The organism is Amycolatopsis ponsaeliensis (assembly GCF_030182635.1).
Lineage (GTDB): Bacteria > Actinomycetota > Actinomycetes > Mycobacteriales > Pseudonocardiaceae > Amycolatopsis > Amycolatopsis ponsaeliensis.
In genome coordinates, this window is sequence record NZ_JAPZLD010000079.1 from 1 (window position 1) to 21923 (window position 21923).

At 71.3% G+C, this 21923-nt stretch carries 22 protein-coding genes; 2 read left to right on the forward strand and 20 right to left on the reverse strand.

All coding sequences use genetic code 11. The features are described from left to right. Window positions 1–337: 337 nt before the first annotated feature. The 10 genes from tyrS to argC form a co-directional block, all read right to left on the reverse strand. Window positions 338–1612 (reverse strand): tyrosine--tRNA ligase, encoded by a 1275-nt coding sequence (gene tyrS / locus QQ657_RS53260; protein WP_284750140.1) that lies wholly within the window; start codon window positions 1610–1612, stop codon window positions 338–340. A 32-nt stretch (window positions 1613–1644) separates the two neighbouring features. Continuing rightward, window positions 1645–2283, reverse strand: coding sequence for a DNA-3-methyladenine glycosylase (locus QQ657_RS53265; protein WP_284750141.1), 639 nt, complete (start codon window positions 2281–2283; stop codon window positions 1645–1647). 77 nt (window positions 2284–2360) lie between these two features. Beyond that, on the reverse strand, window positions 2361–3776 hold the full coding sequence (gene argH / locus QQ657_RS53270) for an argininosuccinate lyase (RefSeq protein WP_284750142.1): 1416 nt from the start codon (window positions 3774–3776) through the stop codon (window positions 2361–2363). Between the two features lie 41 nt (window positions 3777–3817). Further along, the gene (locus QQ657_RS53275) at window positions 3818–4099 is read right to left on the reverse strand and encodes an argininosuccinate synthase domain-containing protein (protein WP_284750143.1); all 282 of its coding nucleotides are present in this window, start codon (window positions 4097–4099) and stop codon (window positions 3818–3820) included. Beyond that, window positions 4096–4608: an arginine repressor gene (locus QQ657_RS53280; RefSeq protein WP_284750144.1), complete on the reverse strand. Its 513-nt coding sequence runs from the start codon at window positions 4606–4608 to the stop codon at window positions 4096–4098. The genes QQ657_RS53275 and QQ657_RS53280 overlap by 4 nt, the downstream gene beginning before the upstream one ends. Beyond that, window positions 4605–5531 carry an ornithine carbamoyltransferase gene (argF, locus tag QQ657_RS53285; RefSeq protein WP_284750145.1) on the reverse strand — a complete coding sequence of 309 codons (927 nt, stop codon included), beginning with the start codon at window positions 5529–5531 and terminating at the stop codon, window positions 4605–4607. Before argF ends, QQ657_RS53280 begins: the two co-directional genes overlap by 4 nt. Next, window positions 5531–6733: an acetylornithine transaminase gene (locus QQ657_RS53290; RefSeq protein ID WP_284750146.1), complete on the reverse strand. Its 1203-nt coding sequence runs from the start codon at window positions 6731–6733 to the stop codon at window positions 5531–5533. The genes argF and QQ657_RS53290 overlap by 1 nt, the downstream gene beginning before the upstream one ends. Then, the gene (argB, locus tag QQ657_RS53295) at window positions 6730–7647 is read right to left on the reverse strand and encodes an acetylglutamate kinase (RefSeq protein WP_284750147.1); all 918 of its coding nucleotides are present in this window, start codon (window positions 7645–7647) and stop codon (window positions 6730–6732) included. The genes QQ657_RS53290 and argB overlap by 4 nt, the downstream gene beginning before the upstream one ends. Beyond that, window positions 7644–8804 (reverse strand): bifunctional glutamate N-acetyltransferase/amino-acid acetyltransferase ArgJ, encoded by a 1161-nt coding sequence (argJ, locus tag QQ657_RS53300; protein WP_284750148.1) that lies wholly within the window; start codon window positions 8802–8804, stop codon window positions 7644–7646. The genes argB and argJ overlap by 4 nt, the downstream gene beginning before the upstream one ends. Further along, window positions 8801–9829, reverse strand: a complete 1029-nt coding sequence (gene argC, locus QQ657_RS53305; RefSeq protein ID WP_284750149.1) for an N-acetyl-gamma-glutamyl-phosphate reductase — start codon at window positions 9827–9829, stop codon at window positions 8801–8803. Before argC ends, argJ begins: the two co-directional genes overlap by 4 nt. 83 nt (window positions 9830–9912) lie before the next feature. Here argC and QQ657_RS53310 point away from each other — a divergent pair, with 83 nt between their 5' ends. Beyond that, window positions 9913–10875 carry a helix-turn-helix transcriptional regulator gene (locus tag QQ657_RS53310; RefSeq protein WP_284750150.1) on the forward strand — a complete coding sequence of 321 codons (963 nt, stop codon included), beginning with the start codon at window positions 9913–9915 and terminating at the stop codon, window positions 10873–10875. Between the two features lie 50 nt (window positions 10876–10925). On the opposite strand, the gene QQ657_RS53315 is transcribed toward QQ657_RS53310, so the two are convergent. The 3 genes from QQ657_RS53315 to QQ657_RS53325 form a co-directional block, all read right to left on the reverse strand. Continuing rightward, complete coding sequence (locus tag QQ657_RS53315) at window positions 10926–11615, reverse strand: hypothetical protein (RefSeq protein WP_284750151.1); 690 nt, start codon at window positions 11613–11615, stop codon at window positions 10926–10928. Window positions 11616–11689: 74 nt separating this feature from the next. After that, window positions 11690–12187 (reverse strand): helix-turn-helix domain containing protein, encoded by a 498-nt coding sequence (locus QQ657_RS53320; protein ID WP_284750152.1) that lies wholly within the window; start codon window positions 12185–12187, stop codon window positions 11690–11692. Window positions 12188–12400: 213 nt separating this feature from the next. Next, the gene (locus tag QQ657_RS53325; RefSeq protein WP_284750153.1) at window positions 12401–13981 is read right to left on the reverse strand and encodes an alpha/beta hydrolase; all 1581 of its coding nucleotides are present in this window, start codon (window positions 13979–13981) and stop codon (window positions 12401–12403) included. Between the two features lie 193 nt (window positions 13982–14174). Between QQ657_RS53325 and QQ657_RS53330 the strand changes: the two genes are divergently transcribed. After that, complete coding sequence (locus QQ657_RS53330) at window positions 14175–14864, forward strand: DNA alkylation repair protein (RefSeq protein WP_284750154.1); 690 nt, start codon at window positions 14175–14177, stop codon at window positions 14862–14864. A gap of 194 nt (window positions 14865–15058) precedes the next feature. On the opposite strand, the gene pheT is transcribed toward QQ657_RS53330, so the two are convergent. From pheT to infC, 7 genes are all read right to left on the reverse strand, one after another. Then, window positions 15059–17620 (reverse strand): phenylalanine--tRNA ligase subunit beta, encoded by a 2562-nt coding sequence (pheT, locus tag QQ657_RS53335; RefSeq protein WP_284750155.1) that lies wholly within the window; start codon window positions 17618–17620, stop codon window positions 15059–15061. Further along, the gene (pheS, locus tag QQ657_RS53340) at window positions 17620–18681 is read right to left on the reverse strand and encodes a phenylalanine--tRNA ligase subunit alpha (RefSeq protein WP_284750156.1); all 1062 of its coding nucleotides are present in this window, start codon (window positions 18679–18681) and stop codon (window positions 17620–17622) included. Before pheS ends, pheT begins: the two co-directional genes overlap by 1 nt. 134 nt (window positions 18682–18815) lie before the next feature. Further along, entirely contained in the window at window positions 18816–19646 is an 831-nt protein-coding gene (locus tag QQ657_RS53345; protein ID WP_284750157.1) for a DUF6159 family protein, read from the reverse strand. Between the two features lie 49 nt (window positions 19647–19695). Further along, window positions 19696–20484, reverse strand: a complete 789-nt coding sequence (locus tag QQ657_RS53350; protein ID WP_284750158.1) for a TrmH family RNA methyltransferase — start codon at window positions 20482–20484, stop codon at window positions 19696–19698. Window positions 20485–20507: 23 nt separating this feature from the next. Then, a complete protein-coding gene (rplT, locus tag QQ657_RS53355) occupies window positions 20508–20882 on the reverse strand; it encodes a 50S ribosomal protein L20 (protein WP_284750159.1) in 375 nt (124 codons plus the stop codon). A 68-nt stretch (window positions 20883–20950) separates the two neighbouring features. Then, window positions 20951–21145, reverse strand: a complete 195-nt coding sequence (rpmI, locus tag QQ657_RS53360) for a 50S ribosomal protein L35 (RefSeq protein WP_220241959.1) — start codon at window positions 21143–21145, stop codon at window positions 20951–20953. A 64-nt stretch (window positions 21146–21209) separates the two neighbouring features. Beyond that, window positions 21210–21830, reverse strand: coding sequence for a translation initiation factor IF-3 (gene infC, locus QQ657_RS53365; protein WP_284750170.1), 621 nt, complete (start codon window positions 21828–21830; stop codon window positions 21210–21212). Between the last annotated feature and the right edge of the window lie 93 nt (window positions 21831–21923).

A 21923-nucleotide genomic window follows, 5' to 3' on the forward strand; every position in this document is an offset into this window, starting at 1 on the left:
GTTTAATCGAGGCAAAATACTTTGCTCTCAAAGGAACCTCATACGAGGTTCAATACATAAGCTCTACTGGCTTAGTTCACTAGCACACTGTTGAGTTCTCAAGCAACACACCCCGAGTCGCACCGCCGTCAAGCGGCCTTACCCGAAGCGAGTATTCCTAGCAGTTTTTGGTGGGACACCCACTCAATCGCTTCGAGCGAGAGCTTGGTTCGTGTCCCCGCCGCCCGGTTTCCCTGGCGACTTGGAGAACTTTACACCCCGGGAAGAGGCCCGAAACAGGGGGGTACCTTAACCGCGTTCCAGCAGGTCAGACCCCTGTTCCGGGCCACCGGGCCGGTCAGCCGCCGAGGGCGACGCCGGCGACGTTGCGGCGGCCCCGGCGGACCACCAGCCACTTGCCGTGCAGCGCGTCCCCGAGGGACGGCTTCCACTCCTCGTCGGCGACCTTCACGTTGTTCACGTACGCGCCGCCCTCCTTGACCGTCCGGCGCGCCGCGCTCTTGCTGTCCACCAGTCCCCCGGCGAGCAGCAGGTCGACGATCGTCGCCTCGCCGGTCGGGTCGACCTTGCCGTTCGGCACCTCGGCCATCGCCGCATCGAGGGTGCGTTCGTCCAGGTCACCGAGCTCGCCGCGGCCGAACAGCGCCTGGCTGGCGTTGATCACCTGCCGGGTCTGCTCCTCGCCGTGGACGAGGATCGTGAACTCCTCCGCCAGCCGCTTCTGCGCGGCCCGCAGGTGGGGACGCTGCTCGGTGTCCTCGGCCAGCGAAGCGATCTCCTCCTGGCTCAGGAACGTGAACATCCGCAGGTAGCGGATCACGTCGGTGTCGCCGACGTTCACGAAGTACTGGTACCAGGCGTACGGCGAGGTCATCTCCGGGTCGAGCCAAAGGTTCCCGCCCCCGGTGGACTTGCCGAACTTGCGGCCCTCGGCGTCGGTGACCAGCGGCGCGGTCAGCGCGTGCGCGCCCACCCCGTCGGTCCGGCGGATCAGGTCGACCCCGCCGACGAGGTTGCCCCACTGGTCGGAGCCGCCGACCTGCAGCTTGCAGCCGTACTTGCGGTGCAGCTGCAGGTAGTCCTGCGACTGCAGCAGCAGGTAGCTGAACTCGGTGTAGGACATGCCGTCGCCCTCGAGCCGGCGCTTGACCGTCTCCCGGTTGAGCATGACGTTGACCGAGAAGTGCTTCCCGACGTCGCGCAGGAACTCCAAGGCTGTCTGCTGCCCGGTCCAGTTCAGGTTGTTCTCGACGACCGCGCCGGTGGGCGAGTCGTCGAAGTCGACGAACCGCTCGAGCTGGCCGCGGATGCGCCCGGCCCACTCGGCGACGACGTCGAGGGTGTTCAGCGTGCGCTCACCGGTGTCGCGCGGGTCGCCGATCATCCCGGTCGCGCCGCCGGCCAGCACGATCGGCCGGTGCCCGGCGCGCTGGAAGCGCTTGAGCATGAGCAGCGGGACGAGGTTGCCGGCGTGCAGGCTGGGTGCGGTGGGGTCGAAACCGCAATAGAGCGTCACGGGACCCTGGTCGAGCTCGCGCCGGAGGGCGTCGATGTCGGTGGACTGCGCGATGAGGCCGCGCCAGGACAGCTCGTCGAGGATGTGTTCGCTCACGCCTGTAGATCCTCCCGCACCAGGTCAACCGACTAACTGGCGGGTCGGACCCGGCGCTTCCCGCCACGGCGGTAGGTGGACACGGCCGGCGAGGCGCCGTCCCAGAACCGCCACGGCGTGTCCATCGCCATCGCGACGCCGACCCGGGGACCGGTGCGGATCCGCTCGGCGGGCACGCGCTCGCCGACGCGCAGCCGGACCGGGGACGCCGGGTCGGTCAGGTCGACGCCGTTCTGCGCGCGGTCGACGCGCAGCACCGACGTCAGGATCGCCGGGCCCTTCGCGAGCTCGCCGGTCCCCCGCGCGGCCGGGCGCCGCTTGCGCACGACGTCGAGGCCCTCGACGACCTCTCCCGCGCGGAGCAGCACCGCACCCGGCATGTCCTCGTGGGTGCCGACGACGTTCGCGCAGAAATGCATCCCGTAGACGAAGTACACGTAGAGGTGACCCGCCGGCCCCCACATGACGGCGTTGCGCGGGGTGCGGCCGCGGTAGCAGTGCGATGCCGGGTCGTCCTCGCCGCGGTAGGCCTCGACCTCCACGAGCCGGACACCGACCGTGCCGTCGGGACCGTCGGCCTCCAGGACCGAGCCGAGCAGCAGCTGCGCCAGGTCGACCGGGTCGAGAGCCAGCTCCTCACGGGTGAACAACCGGCCTGCGTCGCCGCTCAAGCGGGCTCCTCCTTCGGACGTCCTGCGGTGCCCAGCCTAACGAGCCGGGCCGGGCGTGCCCGGCCCGGCGTCGGCTCTCAGTTCAGCCACTGACGCGCGGCGGTGACGCGCTCTTCGAGCCGCGTGCGCTGCTCGGCCACCCGGACCGGCGCCGTGCCGCCGCGCGCGTCGCGGGACTTCACCGAACCTTCGACGGTCAGCACGGCCCGTACCTCGGGGGTCAGCGCCGGGTTGATCTTCTCGAACTCCTCGTCGGTCAGCTCGTCCAGGCCGGCGCCGCGGGACTCGGCGACGCGGACGCTTTCGCCCGCGGCCTCGTGCGCGACGCGGAACGGGACGCCCTGGCGCACCAGCCATTCCGCGATGTCGGTGGCCAGTGTGAAGCCGGCCGGGGCCAGCTCGGCGAGCCGGTCGGTGTGGAAGGTCAGCGTGGCGAGCATGCCGGCGATCGCCGGGAACAGGAGCTCGAGCTGCTCGACCGAGTCGAACACCGGCTCCTTGTCCTCCTGCAGGTCGCGGTTGTAGGCCAGCGGCTGCGCCTTGAGCGTGGCCAGCAGGCCGGTGAGGTTGCCGATCAACCGGCCGGCCTTGCCGCGGGTCAGCTCGGCCACGTCCGGGTTCTTCTTCTGCGGCATGATCGAGCTGCCGGTCGCCCACGCGTCGTCCAGCGTGACGTAGCCGAACTCGGCGGTGTTCCAGATGATCACCTCTTCGGCGATCCGGGACAGGTTCACCGCGAGCATCGCGACGGCGAAGGCGAACTCGGCGACGAAGTCGCGCGAAGCCGTGCCGTCGATGGAGTTCTCGACGCTCGTCGCGAAGCCCAGCTCCTCGGCGACGGCCTCGGGGTCGAGGCCCAGCGAGGAGCCGGCGAGCGCCCCCGAGCCGTACGGCGACTCGGCCGTGCGCGCGTCCCAGTCCTGCAGGCGCGAGACGTCGCGCAGCAGTGCCTGGCCGTGAGCCATCAGGTGGTGCGCGAGCAGCACCGGCTGGGCGTGCTGCAGGTGGGTGCGGCCGGGCAGGATCGCGTCCGGGTGCCGCTTCGCCTGCGACACCAGCGCGTCGACGACGTCGAGCGTGCCGGCGACGACCCGGCGGGCCGCGTCGCGCAACCACATCCGGAACAGCGTGGCGACCTGGTCGTTGCGCGAGCGGCCGGCGCGCAGCTTGCCGCCGAGCTCGGTGCCGGCCCGCTCGAGGAGGCCGCGTTCGAGGGCCGTGTGCACGTCCTCGTCGGCGATCGTCGGGGTGAACTCCCCCGCCGCGACGTCCTGGGCGAGCGTGTCCAGCGCGGTCAGCATGCCGGCCAGCTCGTCGTCGGTGAGCAGACCCGCCTTGCGCAGCACGCGGGCGTGCGCGCGGGACCCGGCGATGTCGTAGGGCGCCAGGCGCCAGTCGAAGTGCGTCGACGCGCTCAGCGCGGCCATGGCCTCCGCCGGACCGCTGGCGAACCGGCCGCCCCACAACTGCACCGGCTGCTCGTTCCCGCTCACTGTTCTCGCTTCTCCTCGTTGTGTTCTTCGGTCGGACGGAGTCAGGCGACCCTGATCCGGCCGTCGTACAGGATCAGATGGACTTCGCCCGAAACGGTGTCTCGTTCGAGCGCACGATAGGCCGTCACCAGCGCGAGCGCCCCACCCCGGCCGATGCCCTGTGCCTCACCGCGCGCGCTCAGCATCAGGCGTGCTTCGGCGACGGAGACGGTCTCACCGTCGATCGCCACCGGGATCCCGCGGTCGAAGGTGACGACGACCTCGTCCGGCGCGAGGAACTCGCCCTCGGCCGGGAAGATGTCGGCGAGCACCAGGGCGGTCATGGTGGTCCTTCGTCTCCGTGTTCCTGGGCCGAGCGGTGCGCGAGCGCGGCGAAGCGTTCGGCGAGCCCCTTGCCCGTCAGCGGTTCGCGCGCGATCACGGCGACCGTGTCGTCGCCCGCGATCGAGCCGACGACCTCTTCGAGTGCCGCCCGGTCGATGGCGCTGGCCAGGAACTGCGCGGCGCCGGGCGGGGTCCGCAGCACCATGAGGTTGCCCGACGAGTCGGCCGAAACCATCAGCTCCGCGAGCAGCCGGGAGAGCCGCGACGTACCGCCCTGCACCCCGCGGACGGGGCTGCCGTCCTCCGGGATGACGTAGACCGGCGCGCCCGAGTCCGGCCCGCGCAGCTTGACCGCGCCCAGCTCGTCGAGGTCGCGCGACAACGTCGCCTGGGTGACCTCGATGCCCTCGGCGGCCAGCAGCTTGGCCAGCTCGGTCTGGCTGCGGATGGTCATCGTGGACACCAGCTCGGTGATCCGCGCCTGCCGCCCCACCCGGCTGCTGGTCATCGCCGGCTCTCTTCGAAGAGCCAGACCAGCAGGGCCTTCTGGGCGTGGAGCCGGTTCTCCGCCTCGTCCCACACCGCGCTGGCCGGGCCGTCGATCACCTCGTCGGTGATCTCCCAGCCGCGGTGCGCGGGCAGGCAGTGCAGCACGATCGCGTCGTCGGCGGCCTTCTTCAGCAGCTCGGTGTTGACCTGCAGGGCGCGGAACGGGCCCACCCGGTCGAGGCCGTCGTTCTCCTGCCCCATCGACGTCCACGTGTCGGTGACGAGCACGTCCGCGCCGGCCACCGCGGCGTACGGGTCGGTGAACACCGTGGCCGTGCCGCCGGTCTCCTCGGCGCGCTTCTTGGCGTCGAGCATGACCTGCTGGTCGGGCTGGAAGCCGACCGGCGAGACGACCCGGACGTGCATCCCGGCGGTGACGCCGCCGAGCAGCAGCGAGTGCGCCATGTTGTTGGCGCCGTCGCCGAGGTAGACGAGGGTGAGGCCCTCGAGCTTGCCCTTGCGCTCGCGGATCGTCATCAGGTCGGTGAGCACCTGGCACGGGTGGAACTCGTCGGTGAGCGCGTTGACGACCGGGATCGACGCGGCCGAGGCCATCGCTTCGATGCGCTTCTGCGCGAACGTGCGCCACACGACCCCGTCGACGTACCGCGACAGCACCCGCGAGGTGTCCTCGATCGTCTCTTCGCGGCCGAGCTGCATCGAACGGCCGTCGACGATCACCGGGTGCCCGCCGAGCTGGCTGATGCCCACCTCGAACGAGAACCGCGTACGCGTCGAGTTCTTCTCGAAGATCGCCGTGATCGACTTGCCGGCGAGGGTCTTGTTCCCCAGCGGGTCAGCCTTCAGCGCGTCGGCGAGGTCGAGGATGGCTTTCTGCTCGGCGGGACTGACGTCGTCGTCGCGGAGGAAGTGGCGCAGCATCAGTCGGAGTCCTTCGTGGTGGAGTCGAGCGCGTCCGGGAGGGCCGCGAGGAAGCCGTCGGCCTGGGCGGCGTCGAGCACGAGCGGCGGCGCGAGCCGGACCGTGTCGGGCGCGACCGGGTTGACGAGGTAGCCGGCGTCCTGGACGGCCCTGGCCACCGCGGCCGACACGGGCTCGCGCAGCGCGATGCCGAGCAGCAGCCCGGCGCCGCGCACCCCCGCGACGAGCGGGTGACCGAGCGCCTCGACGCCCGCCGCGATGTCCTTGCCCAGCGTCGAGACGTGGTCGAGGAGGCCGTCCGCGGCGATCGTCTTCAGCACGGCCAGGCCGGCCGCGCAGCACACCGGGTTGCCGCCGAAGGTGGTGCCGTGCTGGCCGGGCTTGAGCAGGTCGCCCGCCGCGCCGACGCCGATCACCGCGCCCAGCGGCAGCCCGCCGCCGAGGCCCTTGGCCAGCGTGATCACGTCCGGGACGATGCCGGCCTGCTGGTAGCCGAACCAGGTGCCGAGGCGGCCGAGGCCGGTCTGCACCTCGTCGAGCACCAGCAGCGTGCCGGTGGCCTTGGTGATCTCGCGCGCGGCCTGCAGGTAGCCGTCCGGCGCCGGGATGACGCCCGCCTCCCCGAGCACCGGCTCCAGGAAGACGGCCGCGGTCTCGGTGTCGACGGCCGCCTTCAGCGCCGCGACGTCCCCGAACGGCACGTGCTCTACCCCGGGGACCAGCGGCTTGAAGGGGTCGCGCTTGCCGGGCTGGCCGGTCAGCGTCAGCGAACCCATCGTCCGGCCGTGGAACGCGCCCTCGGCGGCGATCACCTTGGTGCGCCCGGTCAGCCGGCTGATCTTCAGCGCGGCTTCGTTGGCCTCGGCGCCGGAGTTGACGAACAGCACCTTGCCGTTGCCGGTGAGGCCGGCGACGTCGAGCAGCGCCTCGGCGAGCTCGACGGCCACCGGGTTGACGTACAGGTTGGACGTGTGGCCGAGCTGCTTGATCTGCGTGGTGACGGCTTCGACGATCGCCGGGTGCGCGTGGCCGAGCGCGTTGACGGCGATGCCGCCGACCAGGTCGACGTACTCCTTGCCGTCGGCGTCCCACACCTTCGCGCCTTCGCCGCGGACGAGCGTCAAGCCGGGCGTGCCGTAGTTGTCCATCAGGGCGGACTGCCAGTGCTGCTGTCCGTCCGCATTGGACTTGAGGTCGGTCACGGGAGCTCCGTTTCGGGGAAGACCATGGTGCCGATACCGCGGGAGGTGAAGACCTCCAGCAGCACCGAATGGGCGAGGCGGCCGTCGATCACGTGCGCCCGGCGCACCCCGCCGCGGATGGCGCGCACACACGCCTCCATCTTCGGGATCATGCCGCTGGCCAGGGTGGGCAGCATCGGCTCGAGGTGGTCGACGCGGATGCGGTCGATCAGCGACGAGCGGTCGGGCCAGTTCGCGTACAGGCCTTCGACGTCGGTGAGCACGACCAGCTTTTCCGCACCCAGCGCGGCCGCCAGTGCTCCCGCGGCGGTGTCGGCGTTGACGTTGTGCACCACGCCCTCGACGTCCGGGGCGACCGTGGAGACCACCGGGATGCGCCCGGCGTTGACGATGTCGAGCACCGCGTCCGGGTTGACCTCGGCGACCTCGCCGACGAGCCCGATGTCGACCTGCTCACCGTCCACAGTGGCCTGTTTGCGCTCGGCGGTGAACAGCCGGGCGTCCTCGCCGGAGATGCCGACCGCGTACGGCCCGTGGGCGTTGATCAGCCCGACCAGCTCCCGGCTGACCTGGCCGGTGAGCACCATCCGGACGATGTCCATCGTCTCCGGCGTGGTGACGCGCAGCCCGCCCTTGAACTCGCCTTCGACGCCGAGGCGCTTGAGCATCGCGGTGATCTGCGGGCCGCCGCCGTGCACGACCACCGGGCGCAGGCCAGCCAGCCGGAGGAACACCATGTCCTCGGCGAAGGCCGCCTTCAGGCCTTCGTCGATCATCGCGTTGCCGCCGTACTTCACCACCACGGTGGCCCCGTGGAACCGCTGCAACCAGGGCAGCGCTTCGATGAGGACCCCGGCCTTCTCGGCCGCCGTCGCGAGCCGCTCGTCCGCGGAAATCAGGGCGTCCTGGTTCATGAGGAGTACGCGCTGTTCTCTTCGACGTAGCCGTGCGAAAGATCCGTGGTGTAGATGGTGGCCGCCTCGCCACCGACCCCGAGGTCGACGACGATCTCGATGTCCCGCGCGGTCAGGTCCGCCTCGGACCGGTCGGCAGCCGGCATCCCTTGGGCGAACAGGGTGACGCCGTTGATCGCGATCGACACGGTTTCCGGGTCGATGCGCGCCGGGACCCGGCCCAGCGCCATCGCGATCCGGCCCCAGTTCGGGTCGGAGCCGAACAGGGCCGTCTTGACGAGGTTGTCCTCGGCGATCGTGCGGGCGACCGCGATCGCGTCGGCCTCGGTCTCGGCGCCCTGGACGGTGATGTTGACGTCCTTGGTCGCGCCTTCGGAGTCGGCACGCAACTGGAGGACGAGGTCGAGGCCGACCTTGGTGAGCAGCTCGGTGAGCTCGGCCTCGGTGGGTTCGACGCCGCTCGCGCCGGAGGCCAGGACCAGGACGGTGTCATTGGTGGACGTGCCGCCGTCGACGTCGAGGCGGTCGAAGGTGACGTGGGTGGCCGCGCGCAGGGCCCGGTCGAGGGCTTCCTTGCCCACCACGGCGTCGGTGGTCAGCACCGAGAGCATGGTGGCGAGGTTCGGGGCGAGCATGCCCGCGCCCTTGGCGAAGCCGCCGACGCTCCAGCCGCCGTCGTGCTTCGCGAAGGCCTGCTTGGGCTTCGTGTCAGTGGTCATCACGCCCGTGGCGGCGTTCAGGCTCGCTTCGGCGCTCGCGTCGAGCGCCTTGAACGCGGTGTCCACACCGGACAGAACGGCGTCCATCGGCAGCCGTTCCCCGATCAAGCCGGTGGAGCAGACGGCGACCTCGATCGCGCCCGTCTGCAGCACTTCGGCCACCTTTTCGGCCGTGGCGTGGGTGTCCTGGAAGCCGCCGGGGCCGGTGGCCGCGTTGGCGCCGCCCGAGTTGAGCACGACGGCCTTGAGCCGCTGCTGCTTGAGCACCTCCTGCGACCACAGCACCGGCGCGGCCTTGATGACGTTGCGCGTGAAGACGCCGGCCGCGACGTCGAGCGGGCCGTCGTTGACGACCAGCGTGAAGTCGAGCGCGCCGGAGGCCTTGATCCCGGCGGCGACGCCGGCGGCGCGGAAGCCCTGGGGGCCGGTGACGGTCACGGTGCCACTCCTACGGTGGAAAGGCCGGTGGTCTCGGGGAGGCCGAGGGCCAGGTTCATCGACTGGACGGCACCGCCGGCGGTGCCCTTGGTGAGGTTGTCGATCGCGGCGACGACGACCAGGCGCCGTGCGTCGGGGTCGACCGTGACCTGCAGCTGGACGTTGTTCGAGCCGAGCGTGGCCGAGGTGGTCGGCCAGGCGCCCGCGGGCAGCAGCTGGACGAACGGCTCCGCGTCGTAGGCCTTTTCGTACGCCGCGCGGGCGGCGGCCTCGTCGACGTCGCCCTTCAGCGGGGCGCTCGCCGTGGTGAGGATGCCGCGGGGCATCGGCGCGAGCACCGGGGTGAAGGACACGGTGACCTTCTCCCCCGCGACGGCCGAGAGGTTCTGCGCGAACTCGGGGGTGTGCCGGTGGGCACCGCCGACGCCGTACGCGCTCGCCGAGCCCATCACCTCCGAGCCGAGCAGGTTCGGCTTGAGGCTCTTGCCGGCGCCGGAGGTGCCGGTGACCGCGACGACCGTGACGTCCGGCTCGACCAGCCCGGCGGCGAACGCGGGCGCCAAGGCCAGCGAGCCACCGGTCGGGAAGCAACCCGGTACGGCGATGCGCTTGGTGCCGACGAGCTGCTCGCGGGCGCCGGGGAGTTCGGGCAGGCCGTAGGGCCATCGGCCGGCGTGGTCGCCGCCGTACCAGCGCTGCCAGTCGGCGGCGTCGGCGAGGCGGTGGTCGGCGCCGAGGTCGACCACCAGGACGTCCGCGCCGAGCTGTGCCGCGATCTCCGCCGAATGCCCGTGGGGCAGCGCGAGGAACACGACGTCGTGGCCGGCGAGGGTCTCCGGCGTCGTCTCGGCGAGGACGCGGTCGGCCAGCGGAACGAGGTGGGGCTGGTGGCCGCCCAGCTTGGTGCCCGCGCTGCTGGCGGCCGTGAGCGTGCCGATCTCGACGTCGGGATGAGTCAGGAGCAGGCGCAGCAGTTCGCCGCCCGCGTACCCGCTGGCTCCGGCCACCGCGATGTTCACCGTCATACGCATGATTATGCACACCCTTGCAAGGCTAAACAAACAGGATTACCGGGAAGTGGTCCCCGCCACCTTGGGATGCTGGGCGGATGACGGACACCCCGGCGCGGCTGCTCGGCCTGCTCTCGCTGCTGCAGACGCCCCGCGAGTGGCCCGGCAGCGAGCTGGCCGACCGGCTCGGCGTCAGCCCGCGCACGATCCGCCGCGACGTCGAGCGGCTGCGCGAGCTCGGCTACCCGGTGGAGGCCAGCCGCGGCGTCGCCGGTGGCTACCGGCTGGTGGCCGGCACCGCGATGCCGCCGCTCGTGCTGGAGGACGACGAAGCCGTGGCGATCGCGGTGGGGCTGCGGACGGCCGCGGGGCAGACGGTCTCCGGGATCGAGGAGGCGTCCGTGCGGGCGCTGGCCAAGCTGGAGCAGGTCCTGCCGGCGCGGCTGCGCCGCCGGGTGGGCACGATCGGCACGGCGACGGTCGCTGTGCCGGCCGTGGGACCGGCCGTCGACCCGGCCCAGCTGACGGTGTTCGCCGGTGCGATCACCAACCGCGAGACCGTCCGGTTCCGCTACCGCGCGAACGACGGCGCCGAGACGCGACGCCGGGCCGAGCCCCTGCGGCTGGTCGCCACCGGGCGCCGCTGGTACCTGGTGGCCTACGACCTCGACCGCGCGGACTGGCGAGTGTTCCGCGCCGACCGGGTCCGCGACGCCCAGGCGACCGGCGGCCGCGCCACCCCGCGCAAGCCCCCGGCGACGGACCTGGCGGCCTACGTCGTCGAACGGCTCTACGACCTCGTGCCGACCTACCGCGCGGTGGCGGTCCTGACGGAACCGGCGTCGCAGGTGGCACCCCGCCTCGCCGCGGCGCCCGGCGAGCTGACCGACCTCGGCGACGGCCGCTGCCGGTGGCGCAGCCACGGCGACACGTTGGACTGGCTCGCGTTCCGGTTGCTCGGGCTTGGCTGCGCGTTCACCGTCGAGGAGCCACCGGAACTGGTGGCGCACTTGCGGGTGCTCGCTGATCGCGCCGCAGCGGCTTCCGACGCGCGAAGGTGATCGGTGGTACGGCACTGCTCCCCCCTCCGGTGCTCTCCGGCACCGCGTCGTCAGTACTCCGCCCGCTGCCAGTCGAACCCGTCCCGCCAGCCCTCCTCGCCCGCGGCGAAACCGGTGAAGGCCCGGACAGCCCGAGCCCGATCCGCGATCAAGACACGAAAGTGCCGATCGGGCAGTCCTTCCCGGTGTTCCAGCGCGAGCCAGGGCGAACGGGTTGCCGCCCGTTCACCCATGCCGACCTGGATGTAGTGGTCTCCTCGCTCGAGAACCGCGAACCAGTTCCGCTCCGACAGCCGCCCCAGCACCGCCTCGATCTGCGCCGGGTCCGGGTTCTCGACCCGTGATCCGTCCCAGGCCGACAGCACGGTCATCCAGCTCCGGCGCAGGCCGGGCGGCGAGTACACCGTGCGGGCTTGGGGGTCGTAGAGGACCAGTTCGTGGCGTTCGGCCAGCTCCCGGGCGAACGGGGCGACCGTGCCGGCGGCGGAATAGCCGATCGTCAACAGCACAGCGTCGCCGAGGACGGCCGGGTCAGCGGACCACGGGCTGCTTTCGAGCTCGTCCGGGGGAAGGGACGACAGGCTCGGATACCGCGCGGTCAGCTCCCGGTGGAACGCGACGACCCTCGCATCCGCCGGAACCACGCCCTGTTCGCGCTCGCAGAGACTCTCGTAGGTGCGATCCGCTTCCTCGGCGGTGATGACCGCGGGTTCGGGCCACACGGCGAGATCGAAACTCATCGGGACAACTCCATTCTCGGGAAGAGGGGGACGGCCGTGGCGGGCCGGTCCACTGTGGACCGGCCCGCCGTCGCTCAGGTCGGATCGTCGCTGTCCAGGTCCGTGCGCCTGCTCGGCGGCACCGGGAGGTAGCAGCCCGGGTTCTCCGGGTCGCAGCCCACGCGGGGCAGCCGGGCACGGATGCCGCCGGGGGTGCGCTCGAAGAACGTCGCGATTGTCGCGACGCTCTCGCCCGCGATCCACCGGTTCTCCAGCTCGGCGTCCATCTCCTCGTTCCACGGGCGGCCCTGCTGCGCAGGACGGCCCGCGGATCTTCGCCGCGGCACCCGGCCCGCGCCGGTCGCCGACAGCAGACCGTCCGCGACGAGGTCGGCCACCGTGGCCGCCACCGCGACGTCCAGGTCGAGGCTGCCCTCGGCGACCGGTTCGCCGCCGGGGCCACCGGCTTCCAGGGTGATCATCACGCGGGGAGTCGGTTCGGTGCGGTCGTCGTCCGTCCTGGTGGCGACCGCGATCTGGTAGGTGATTTCCTGTGCCCGGATCTCGGTCCGGCGCTCTTCGATGATCGACATGCCACGAAGCTAGCGCGCACCCCCGACAATTTTCGGCCACGCGCTGCTCACGGCCCGCTTCGCTCCGAAACTGTCGGACCTCTCGCCTAACGTCCCTCCTCGACCACACCAGGTGATCGGGAGGCGACGATGGGGCACTGGCGGAAGAGACAGAAAAGACGCTGCCCCGGTCCGGGTGAACCGGACCGGGGCAGCGAACTGCGTCGATTTCGCTCAGAAGTGCAGCAGCTGGGCCAGCGTGCTCTGCTTCTCCTGGGCCTTCGCGGAGTTGTCCGACTTCTGCGCCGCGGCGCCGTCGGGCACCGGCGCCGGCACCGGGTCGCACTGGACGTCCGAGTGGTTGCCGGGCTGGCGCTTCGGCAGCTTGCCGGTGGCCAGGTAGTCGGCGATCTTGTCGTCCACACAGGACACCCCGGACAGCGAGCCGGCGTGCGTCGTGCCGCCCGGCGCGCTGATCAGGCTCGAAGCCGGGAACCGCTTCCGGACCTCGAGGCTGCCGGCGTACGGCGTCGCCGCGTCCAGCTCCTCGCTGATCAGCAGCGCCCCGGCCACCTTGCGGCCGTCGACGTCCACCGGCTTGCCCGCCTTCGCCGGCCAGTACACGCAGGGCGCGTTGAACCAGGCGTTGCCCCAGGTCTCGAACGGGGCCTTGAAGTAGGTCAGCCAGTTGTCGGCGCGCCACTTGTTCCAGTTCGTCGGCCACTGGACGTCGGTGCACTGCACGCCCGCGTACACGGCGAACCCGTTGTCGTCACCGGGCGGGTTCGAGCCGTCGTAAAGCTCCTTCAGGGTCTGCCAGTCGCCCTTGTGGACGTAGCCGTCGAAGGCCTTGGCCATGTCGACCCAGCCGAAGACGTAGTAGCCGGCCTGCAGGAAGACGTCGGTCCACTCGTCACCGCCGATGACGCCGCCCGCCGGGTTCTTGGCGAGCTTGCGCTGCGTGTCGTACCAGAGCTTCTCGACGGCGGAACCGGTCTTGCCGAGGTGGTAGACGCTGTCGTAGGACGCCAGCCAGTCGAAGTAGATCTTGATGTTCTTGTCGAACGCGACGTCCTGGTCGAGGTTGGCCTGGTACCAGACCTTCCGCGGGTCGACGTTGCCGTCCAGCACCATCCGGCGGACGTTCTTCGGGTACAGCGTGCTGTACACCTGGCCGAGGTAGGTGCCGTAGGAGAAGCCGTAGTAGTTGATCTGCTTCTCGCCCAGCGCCTTGCGCAGGCTGTCCATGTCCTGCGCGACGTCGGTCGTCTTGAGGTGGTCGAGGATCGCGCCGTTCTTCTTGCACGCCTCGGCGTAGCCCTTGGAGCGGGCGAGCCAGGTCTTCTCGAGCCCCGGCGTCGTCGGCACGTACGCGGGCCGGTTGTAGCTGAAGTAGTTCCCGTCGCAGCTGATCGACGGCTTGCTGGAACCGACGCCCCGCGGGTCGAAGCCGATCCAGTCGTAGTTGTCCCCCGCGTGGTTCGGCACGTACTTGCCGAGCACCGAGAGCCCGAGGCCGGAGCCGCCGGGGCCGCCCGGGTTCACCAGCATGATCCCCTGCGACTGCGGGGTCTTGTGCTTGATCCGCGACACCGCGACGGAGACCTTCGCCCCGCCCGGCTTCGCGTAGTCCATCGGCACCTCGAGGAACCCGCACTCGGCGCCCGCGGCCTTCAGGTTCGCCGACGCGCAGGGCCCCCAGGCGATCGGCGCGGGGCTGAACTGCACCCCGGGGTCCGCCGAAGCGGCGGGCGCGGCGGCCATCAGCCCGGCCGCGAGCCCCGCGGCGGCGACAGCGGCAACGATTCTCTTCACAGTCGTCCTTTTCATCCGCATTGGACAGAGTTCGCCGGATTCCGGCGAAACTACCGGCAACCTTCGCCAATCTCGTCGACCGGCGCGACTTCCGCCATCCGTCTTTCGTCGGTACCTGCGCCGGTCGCGGAGGGCCGGAACTGTCGGTGCCCGGCAGTACGCTCCGGACCGCCGGAGGACGACGGGAGGGCGCATGAGCGTGGACGAACAGCTGGTCAAGGCGATCCGCACCGGGCTGGCCGGGCTGGCGGACCCGGTGAAAGCGCCGGCGATGCAGGCGTACATGAAGTCGGCCATGCCGTTCCGCGGGGTGGCTTCACCCGAGCGAAGCGTGCTTCTCAAGGGGGTTCTGGCCGACCACATACTGCCCGATCGGGTGACATATACGGCGACCGTGCTGGAGTTGTGGCGGGCAGCGGAATTCCGCGAGGAGCGGTACGCGGCCATCGCGCTTTCCGGGCACCGGGCGTACCGGCAGTGGCAGGACCCGGAGCTGGTGCCGATGTACGAGGAGATGATCGTCAGCGGGGCGTGGTGGGACCACGTGGACGAGCTCGCCATCCGCCGGGTCGGGCCGATCCTGCGCGCCGACCGGGGCCGGGTCACCCCGATCATGCTGAGCTGGTCGGCCGACCGCGACCTCTGGCGCCGCCGCACGGCGATCATCTGCCAGATCGGCGCCAAGGAGGACACGGACACCGACCTGCTCACCCGCGCGATCGAACCGGCGATCGCCGAGCCGGAGTTCTTCCTGCGCAAGGGAATCGGCTGGGCCCTGCGCGAGTACGCGAAGACAAGCCCGGACTGGGTCCGGTCCTTCGTGGACGATCACCCCGGACTGTCGGGGTTGTCCCGGCGGGAGGCGCTCAAGCACATCGGCTGAAGTCCGGCCTCGGACGGGCGTACCTGGACGGTCGGGTCGCGTACCCGGAGAGTCGGGTCACGTACTCGGACGGTCGGGACCCTTGGGTTGAGGGGTTGGAAGGCCGTGGGGTGGGGAGGGTGAGGTGGCTGGGAACGGCGGGAGGGGCCGGTTTCCCGGCCCCTCCCGCGGTGGAACTTCCTCGTGCGAACCGGCTATGCGCGCAGGGTTGCGTCGAAGCGCTCGCCCGCTGCCGCCACCGCTGCGTCGCGGGCCTTGGTGGCCTCGTCGACCGTCAGCGTGCGGTCCGGTGCGCGGAAGCGCAGCTTGTACGCCAGCGATCGCTTGCCCTCGCCGACCTGCTCACCCGCGTACACGTCGAACAGCGTGATGTCCTCGAGCAGCTCGCCCGCGCCGTCGCGCAGGACCGCCGCCAGGTCCGCCGTCGGCACCTCCGCCGCCGCGACCAGGGCCACGTCCAGCAGCACCGGCGGATAGCCCGACACACTCGGCGCCGGGCGGGCGTCCGGCAGCGGGATCGCGTCCAGGTCCAGCTCCATCGCCACCGTCCGCGGCGGCAGGCCGAGGGCCTCGACCACCTTGGGGTGCAGCTCGCCCGCGTGGCCGACCGGCCAGTCGCCGACCTGGAGCCGGGCGCAGCGGCCCGGGTGCCACGGCGGCAGGTCCGCCGCCTGCACCGTCAGCTCGATCCCGGCGGCCTGCGCGATCGTCCGGGCGGCCTGCACCGCGTCGGCCCAGTTCGCCGGCTCGCCGCCGCCCCACCAGCCCGCGCGGTGGCGCTGGCCGGCGAGCACTACCGCCACGTGCAGCGGCTGCTGCGGCACGGCCGCTTCGAGCAGCGCGAGCTCCTCGTCCGACGGCCGCCCGTCGACGCCGAGGTCCGGGACCTTCAGCGGGTTCGGCGCGGGCAGCACGACCTGGCCGATGTGGTAGAGCGAGACGTCCTTCATCCCGCGGGACACGTTGCGCTGCAGCGTGTCCAGCAGGCCCGGCAGCAGCGTGGTGGCCAGCCGGTTGCGGTCGGCCTCCAGCGGGTTGCGGATCACGACCGTCTTGCGGCGGACGTCGTCCGCCGGCAGGCCGAAGGCGTCCCAGACCCCGTCGCTGATGAACGGGAACGGCCGCACCTCGACGTACCCGGCTTCGGCCAGCGCCCGGGAAACACTCCGGACGCGCCGCTGGGCGTCGGTCAGGCCGCGGCCGGCCGGGGCCGCGGGCAGCGTCGACGGGATGCTGTCGTAGCCCTCCAGCCGCAGCACCTCTTCGACGAGGTCGGCGGGCTGGCGCAGGTCGCCGCGCCAGCTCGGCGGGATCGCCGTGACCTGGCCGGTGCCGTCGTCACCCGTGCTGACCGAGACCTTGCAGCCGATCTGGGACAGGCGCCGGACGGTCACGCCGCGCTGGTAGTTCACGCCCGCGACCTTGTCGGGCAGGTTGATCGGCATCACGACCGGCGGGTTCGGCTCCACCGCGCCCTCGTCGGTGCGGCCGGGCCGGATGCCGGCGTCGCCGTACTGGCGCAGCAGGCGGGCGGCCAGCTCGACGGCGGCCGGGCACAGCTGCGGGTCGGTGAACCGCTCGAACCGCTTCGCGGCCTCGGAGAACAACTTGTGCCGGCGCGCGGTGCGGCTGATCGCGGCCGGGTTCCAGTGCGCCGCCTCGAGCAGGACGTCGGTGCTCTCCTGCGTGATCTCGGTGCTCGCGCCGCCCATCGTGCCGGCGAGCGAGATGACGCCGCTGTCGTCGGCGATGATCACGTCGTCCGGGTCCAGCGTGCGCTCGACGTCGTCCAGCGTGGTCAGCTTCTCGCCCGGCTTCGCCCGGCGGACCACCAGGTCGCCCTGGATGGCCTTGGTGGCGAACGCGTGCAGCGGGTGCCCGAGCTCGAGCATCACGTAGTTGGTGACGTCGACGGCCAGGGAGATCGACCGGATACCGGCCAGCATCAGCCGCCGCCGCATCCACCACGGCGTCGGCGCGGTCGCGTCCAGGCCGGTGACGCGGCGCAGCACGAACCGCGGGCAGCCCTCCGGATCCTCGACGTGCACCGGCCAGGCGTCACCCTCGGCCGCCGGGACCTCCAGCAGCGCCGGGTCGCCGAAGGCCACGTCCAGCGCGTTCGACAGCTCGCGCGCGAGGCCGCGGACCGACAGCGCGTAGCCGCGGTCCGGGGTCGGGGTCAGCTCGATCACGGTGTCGCCGAGGCCGAGCAGCTCGGCCGCATCGTCACCCGGGCTCGCGGTGCCCGAGGGCAGCACGAGGATGCCGGTGTGGTCGTCGCCGAGGCCCAGCTCGCGGGCGGAGCAGATCATCCCGTCGCTGACCCGGCCGTAGGTCTTGCGGGACGCGATGGTGAAGTCGCCGGGCAGGACCGCGCCGGGCAGCGCGATGACGACCAGGTCGCCCTCGGCGAAGTTGCGGGCGCCGCAGACGATGCCGCGGGTCCGGATGCCGTGCGGGCCCTCGTCGAACTCGCCGGGTTCGTCGTCGTCCTCGTCTTCGTCGTCGGCCGGCTCTTCCGGCTCCTCGGCCTCCTCGCCGACGTCGACGCGGCAGAACCGGATCGGCTTCTTGAACTCGGTGAGCTCCTCGATCTCGGCCACCCGGCCGACGACCAGCGGGCCGGTCACCGGCCCGAGCTGCTTCAGGTCGTCGACCTCGATGCCGATCCGGACGAACGCGTCGGCCAGGTCCTGCGGCGTGACCTCCTCGCCGATGTCGAGGTGCTCGGTCAGCCAGCTGACGGGGACTCGCACTACGCCTCCGTTCCGAAGGGAAGGGTGAAGCGGACGTCGCCTTCCACCATGTCGCGCATGTCCGGGATCCCGTTGCGGAACTGCAGGGTGCGCTCGATGCCCATGCCGAAGGCGAAGCCCGAGTACACGTCGGGGTCGACGCCGCAGGCGCGCAGCACGTTCGGGTTGACCATGCCGCAGCCGCCCCACTCGACCCAGCCGGGGCCGCCCTTCTTCTCCTCGAACCAGACGTCCACCTCGGCGGACGGCTCGGTGAACGGGAAGAAGTGCGGACGCAGCCGGGTCTTCGAGTTCTCGCCGAACATCGCGCGGGCGAAGGCGTCGAGCGTGCCCTTGAGGTGCGCCATCGTGATGCCCTTGTCCACCGCGAGGCCTTCGACCTGGGTGAACACCGGGGTGTGGGTCGAGTCGAGCTCGTCGGTGCGGTACGTGCGGCCCGGGCAGACGACGTACACCGGCAGGTCGCGGTGCAGCAGGGTGCGGGCCTGCACCGGCGAGGTGTGCGTGCGCAGCACCAGGCCGGAGTCCTCCTCGCCGACGTAGAACGTGTCCTGCAGCTGGCGGGCCGGGTGGTCCTTGCCGAAGTTCAGCGCGTCGAAGTTGAACCACTCGGCTTCGAGCTCCGGGCCTTCGGCGACCTCGTAGCCCATCGCGACGAACGCGTCGGCGACGCGCTCGGAGATGGTGCTGATCGGGTGCCGGGCACCGCGCGGGACGCGGTCCCACGGGAGCGTGACGTCGACGGCCTCCTCGCGCAGCACGCGCTCGTCGCGCTCCACCTGGAGCTCGGCGCGGCGGGTGTCGAAGGCCGACTGGACGGCCTGGCGGGCCTCGTTGACGCGCTTGCCCGCCTCGGCCTTCTCCTGCTTGGGCAGAGCGCCGATCTCGCGGCGGGCCAGCAGCAGCGGCGAGTGATCGCCGAGGTGAGCCGGCTTGACCTCGGCCAGCGCTTCGAGCCCGGTCGCGGCGGCGAACGCGGCTTCGGCGGCCTTGACCGCCTCCTGCAGCGTCTCGGGGGCGAGCACCGCGCCCTGGGCTTCCTTCTCCTTGGCTCCGGACATAACTCCTCGGCGTCCGCTGGGACTGGTCGTACGCGCGCCGCCGGACACGCGGCGCACGAGAGGTCAAAGGTGGGAAAAGTCTATGGGATCGGCTCCGCGCGCCCCCGGTCGCCCCGGGCCGCGCGGACGCACGGTCAGCGCTCGCGGAACGCGCCGGCGAAGTCGACCGACGCGAACTCGCCGGGAACCGAGCCGTCGGCGGCGTAGCGATACAGCGCCGTCTGGTAGATCCCGGACAAAGTCGAGGTGAAGACGGCGACGAGCACCGACCACACGATCGCCAGGCCCAGGCAGACGAACACGGTCGCGGTGCCGCCGAGCAGGAAGCCGGCGAGCAGCAGCACGGCGTAGCCGGCCAGGCTGAGGATGAAGCCGATCAGGCCGATCCCGGCGCCGCCGGCGACGTTCTCGCCCCACGTCCGGCGGAACAGCTCCACCGACCGCTTGACGCCGGCCTTCACCCCGGTGCCTTCGAGCATGACGACCGGCAGCACGAGGAACGTGGTGAGCCGCCAGGCCAGGCCGACCAGGCTGCTCACGATGCTTCCGAGGAAGCCGAGCCGCTCCTCGATCGTGCGGAGGACGAGGCTGACCGTCGCGGAGATGCCGGCCCAGCCGAGCAGCGCCGGCCACCGGTTCGCGGCCGCGGCCAGGCCCGCGCCGACCGCCGGGGCGCCGCCGCGCAGCGCGACGTCGGCCTGGGAGATCAGGCCCGCGTTGAAGAAGATCGTGACGAACGCCGAAACGAGGTAGAAGGCCGCGAGCAGCACCCACGAGCCGGCGGTCAGCCGGCCGTGGTCGGTGATCTCGACGTGCGACAGGAAGAAGGCAGGGGTCAGGAACGCCCCGGCGACGACCAGCCCGGCGACGCCGGCCAGCACCGTGAACCAGGCCAGGCCCTTGTGGGCGCGCAGCACCCGGAGCGAAGCGACGAACAACGCGTACGAACGGGCGAGCCTGCCCATGATTTCCCCCCGGTGACCACAATGGATACCGGGGCAGCCTAGCGGCTGGTCAGCGGTGTGCCGCCATCGCGCTCGTGTACACGCAGACGGCGGCCGCGGTGGCCAGGTTGAGGCTCTCCGCCTTGCCGTACAGCGGGATCCGGACGGCGAGGTCGGTGCGGTCGAGGACGTCGGCGGGCAGGCCGTGGGCCTCGTTGCCGAAGACCCAGGCCGTGGGCTCGGTGAGATCCACCCGATCGAGTTCGGCGTCGGCGTAGCCGTGCGCGGCGAACGTGCGCAGGCCCGCCGCCGAGCAGGCGGCCAGCGCGGCCGGGACGTCGCGGACGCGCGCGATGGGCAGGTGGAAGAGGCTGCCGGCGGCCGCGCGGACGCACTTGCCGTTGTGCGGGTCGACGGTGTCGCCCGCCAGGACCACGGCATCGGCGCCCGCCGCGTCGGCGACGCGGATCACCGTGCCCGCGTTGCCGGGGTCGGCGACGTCCACCAGCACCACGACGAGCCGGGCGCCCGGGGTCACGGCCTCTTCGAGCGAACGGTCGAGCAGCGCGCAGACGGCCACAATCCCTTGGGGCGTCACGGTTTCCGACAACCCGTCGGCGGCGCGGTCGGTGATCGGCGAGACCGCGACGCCGGCCGCGCGGGCCGCGTCCACCAGGTCCGCGTGCTGCGCCGCCGCGTGCTCGGTGACGAACAGCTCGTGCACCGGACCGCCGGCCAAAGCGGCCCCGACGGCGTTGGCGCCCTCGGCCAGGAAGCGGCCGGTCTTGTCGCGTTCCGCGCGCCGCGTCAGCTTGCGCGCAGCAACGACCCGGGGGGTCCGTTCGGTGAACGGATCCACCCCGGGCCGGGGAAAGCTGCCGGTCAGGCCGACTTCTTTTCGGTGTTCACGTTGGCCTTGGCGAGCTCGGCCAGCGCGGTGAAGGCGACGGCGTCGTTGACGGCGAGGTCCGCGAGGATCTTGCGGTCGACCTCGACACCCGCGGCCTTGATGCCCTGGATGAACCGGTTGTAGGTCACGCCGTTCTCGCGGGCGGCCGCGTTGATGCGGGTGACCCACAGGCGACGGAAGTCACCCTTGCGGGCACGACGGTCCCGGTAGGCGTAGTTGAGCGAGTGAAGCGTCTGCTCCTTGGCCTTGCGGTACAGCCGCGAACGCTGGCCGCGGTAGCCGCTGGCCAGTTCGAGAGTTGCGCGACGCTTCTTCTGGGCGTTGACCGCCCGCTTGACGCGTGCCACGGGTCCATCCTGTCGATCTCAGGGGGCGAAGGGGACCGCCCCGGGTGGTTACAGCAAGTTCTGCGGGATCAGATGCCGAGCAGGCGCTTGACGCGGCCGGCCTCGGTCTTCGACAGCTCGGTGGTGCCCTCGAGCCGGCGGGTGAGGCGGTTCGACTTCTTCTCCATCAGGTGGCGGCGGCCGGCCTTCTGGCGGCGCAGCTTGCCCGTGCCCGTGACGCGGATCCGCTTGGACGTCCCGCTGTGGGTCTTCATCTTCGGCATTTCAGTCCTCTTTCGTGCGGCGGCTCACCGGAGATTCCGGTGAGCCGCTCGTGCTGGTCGGCGCCTACGCCTCGGGGACCGGCTCGGGGGCCGTCTCTGCCTTGGCCTTCGGCTTCACGTTCTTGTGCGGGGCCAGCACCATGATCATGTTGCGACCGTCCTGCTTGGCCGACGATTCGACGAAGCCGAGCTCCGTGACGTCTTCGGCGAGCTTCTGCAGCAGCCGGTAGCCGAGCTCCGGCCGGGACTGCTCGCGGCCGCGGAACATGATCGTGACCTTGACCTTGTTGCCTGCCGCCAGGAAGCGCGACACGTGACCCTTCTTGGTCTCGTAGTCGTGCTGGTCGATCTTGGGGCGCAGCTTCTGTTCCTTGATGACGGTCAGCTGCTGGTTGCGACGCGACTCGCGGGCCTTCTGCGCGCTCTCGTACTTGAACTTGCCGAAGTCCATGAGCTTGCACACCGGCGGGCGGGCCTGCGGCGCGACCTCGACGAGGTCGAGATCGTTCTCCTGCGCCAGGCGCAGCGCATCCTCGATCCGGACGATGCCGACCTGTTCACCGGCGGGCCCGACGAGTCGGACCTCCGGCACCCGGATTCGGTCGTTGATGCGTGTCTCGGAGCTGATGGGGCCTCCTTGGTCCGAGGAATGTTTCCTGTTCTCGTTTCGACCCGGTGCCCACATAGCGAAGGCCCCGACACCTTCCGGTGCGCGGGGCCCACTCTGTTTCCGATCGTGCCCGGCCGCGAGGCCTGACACTTCACCCTGGACTGATGT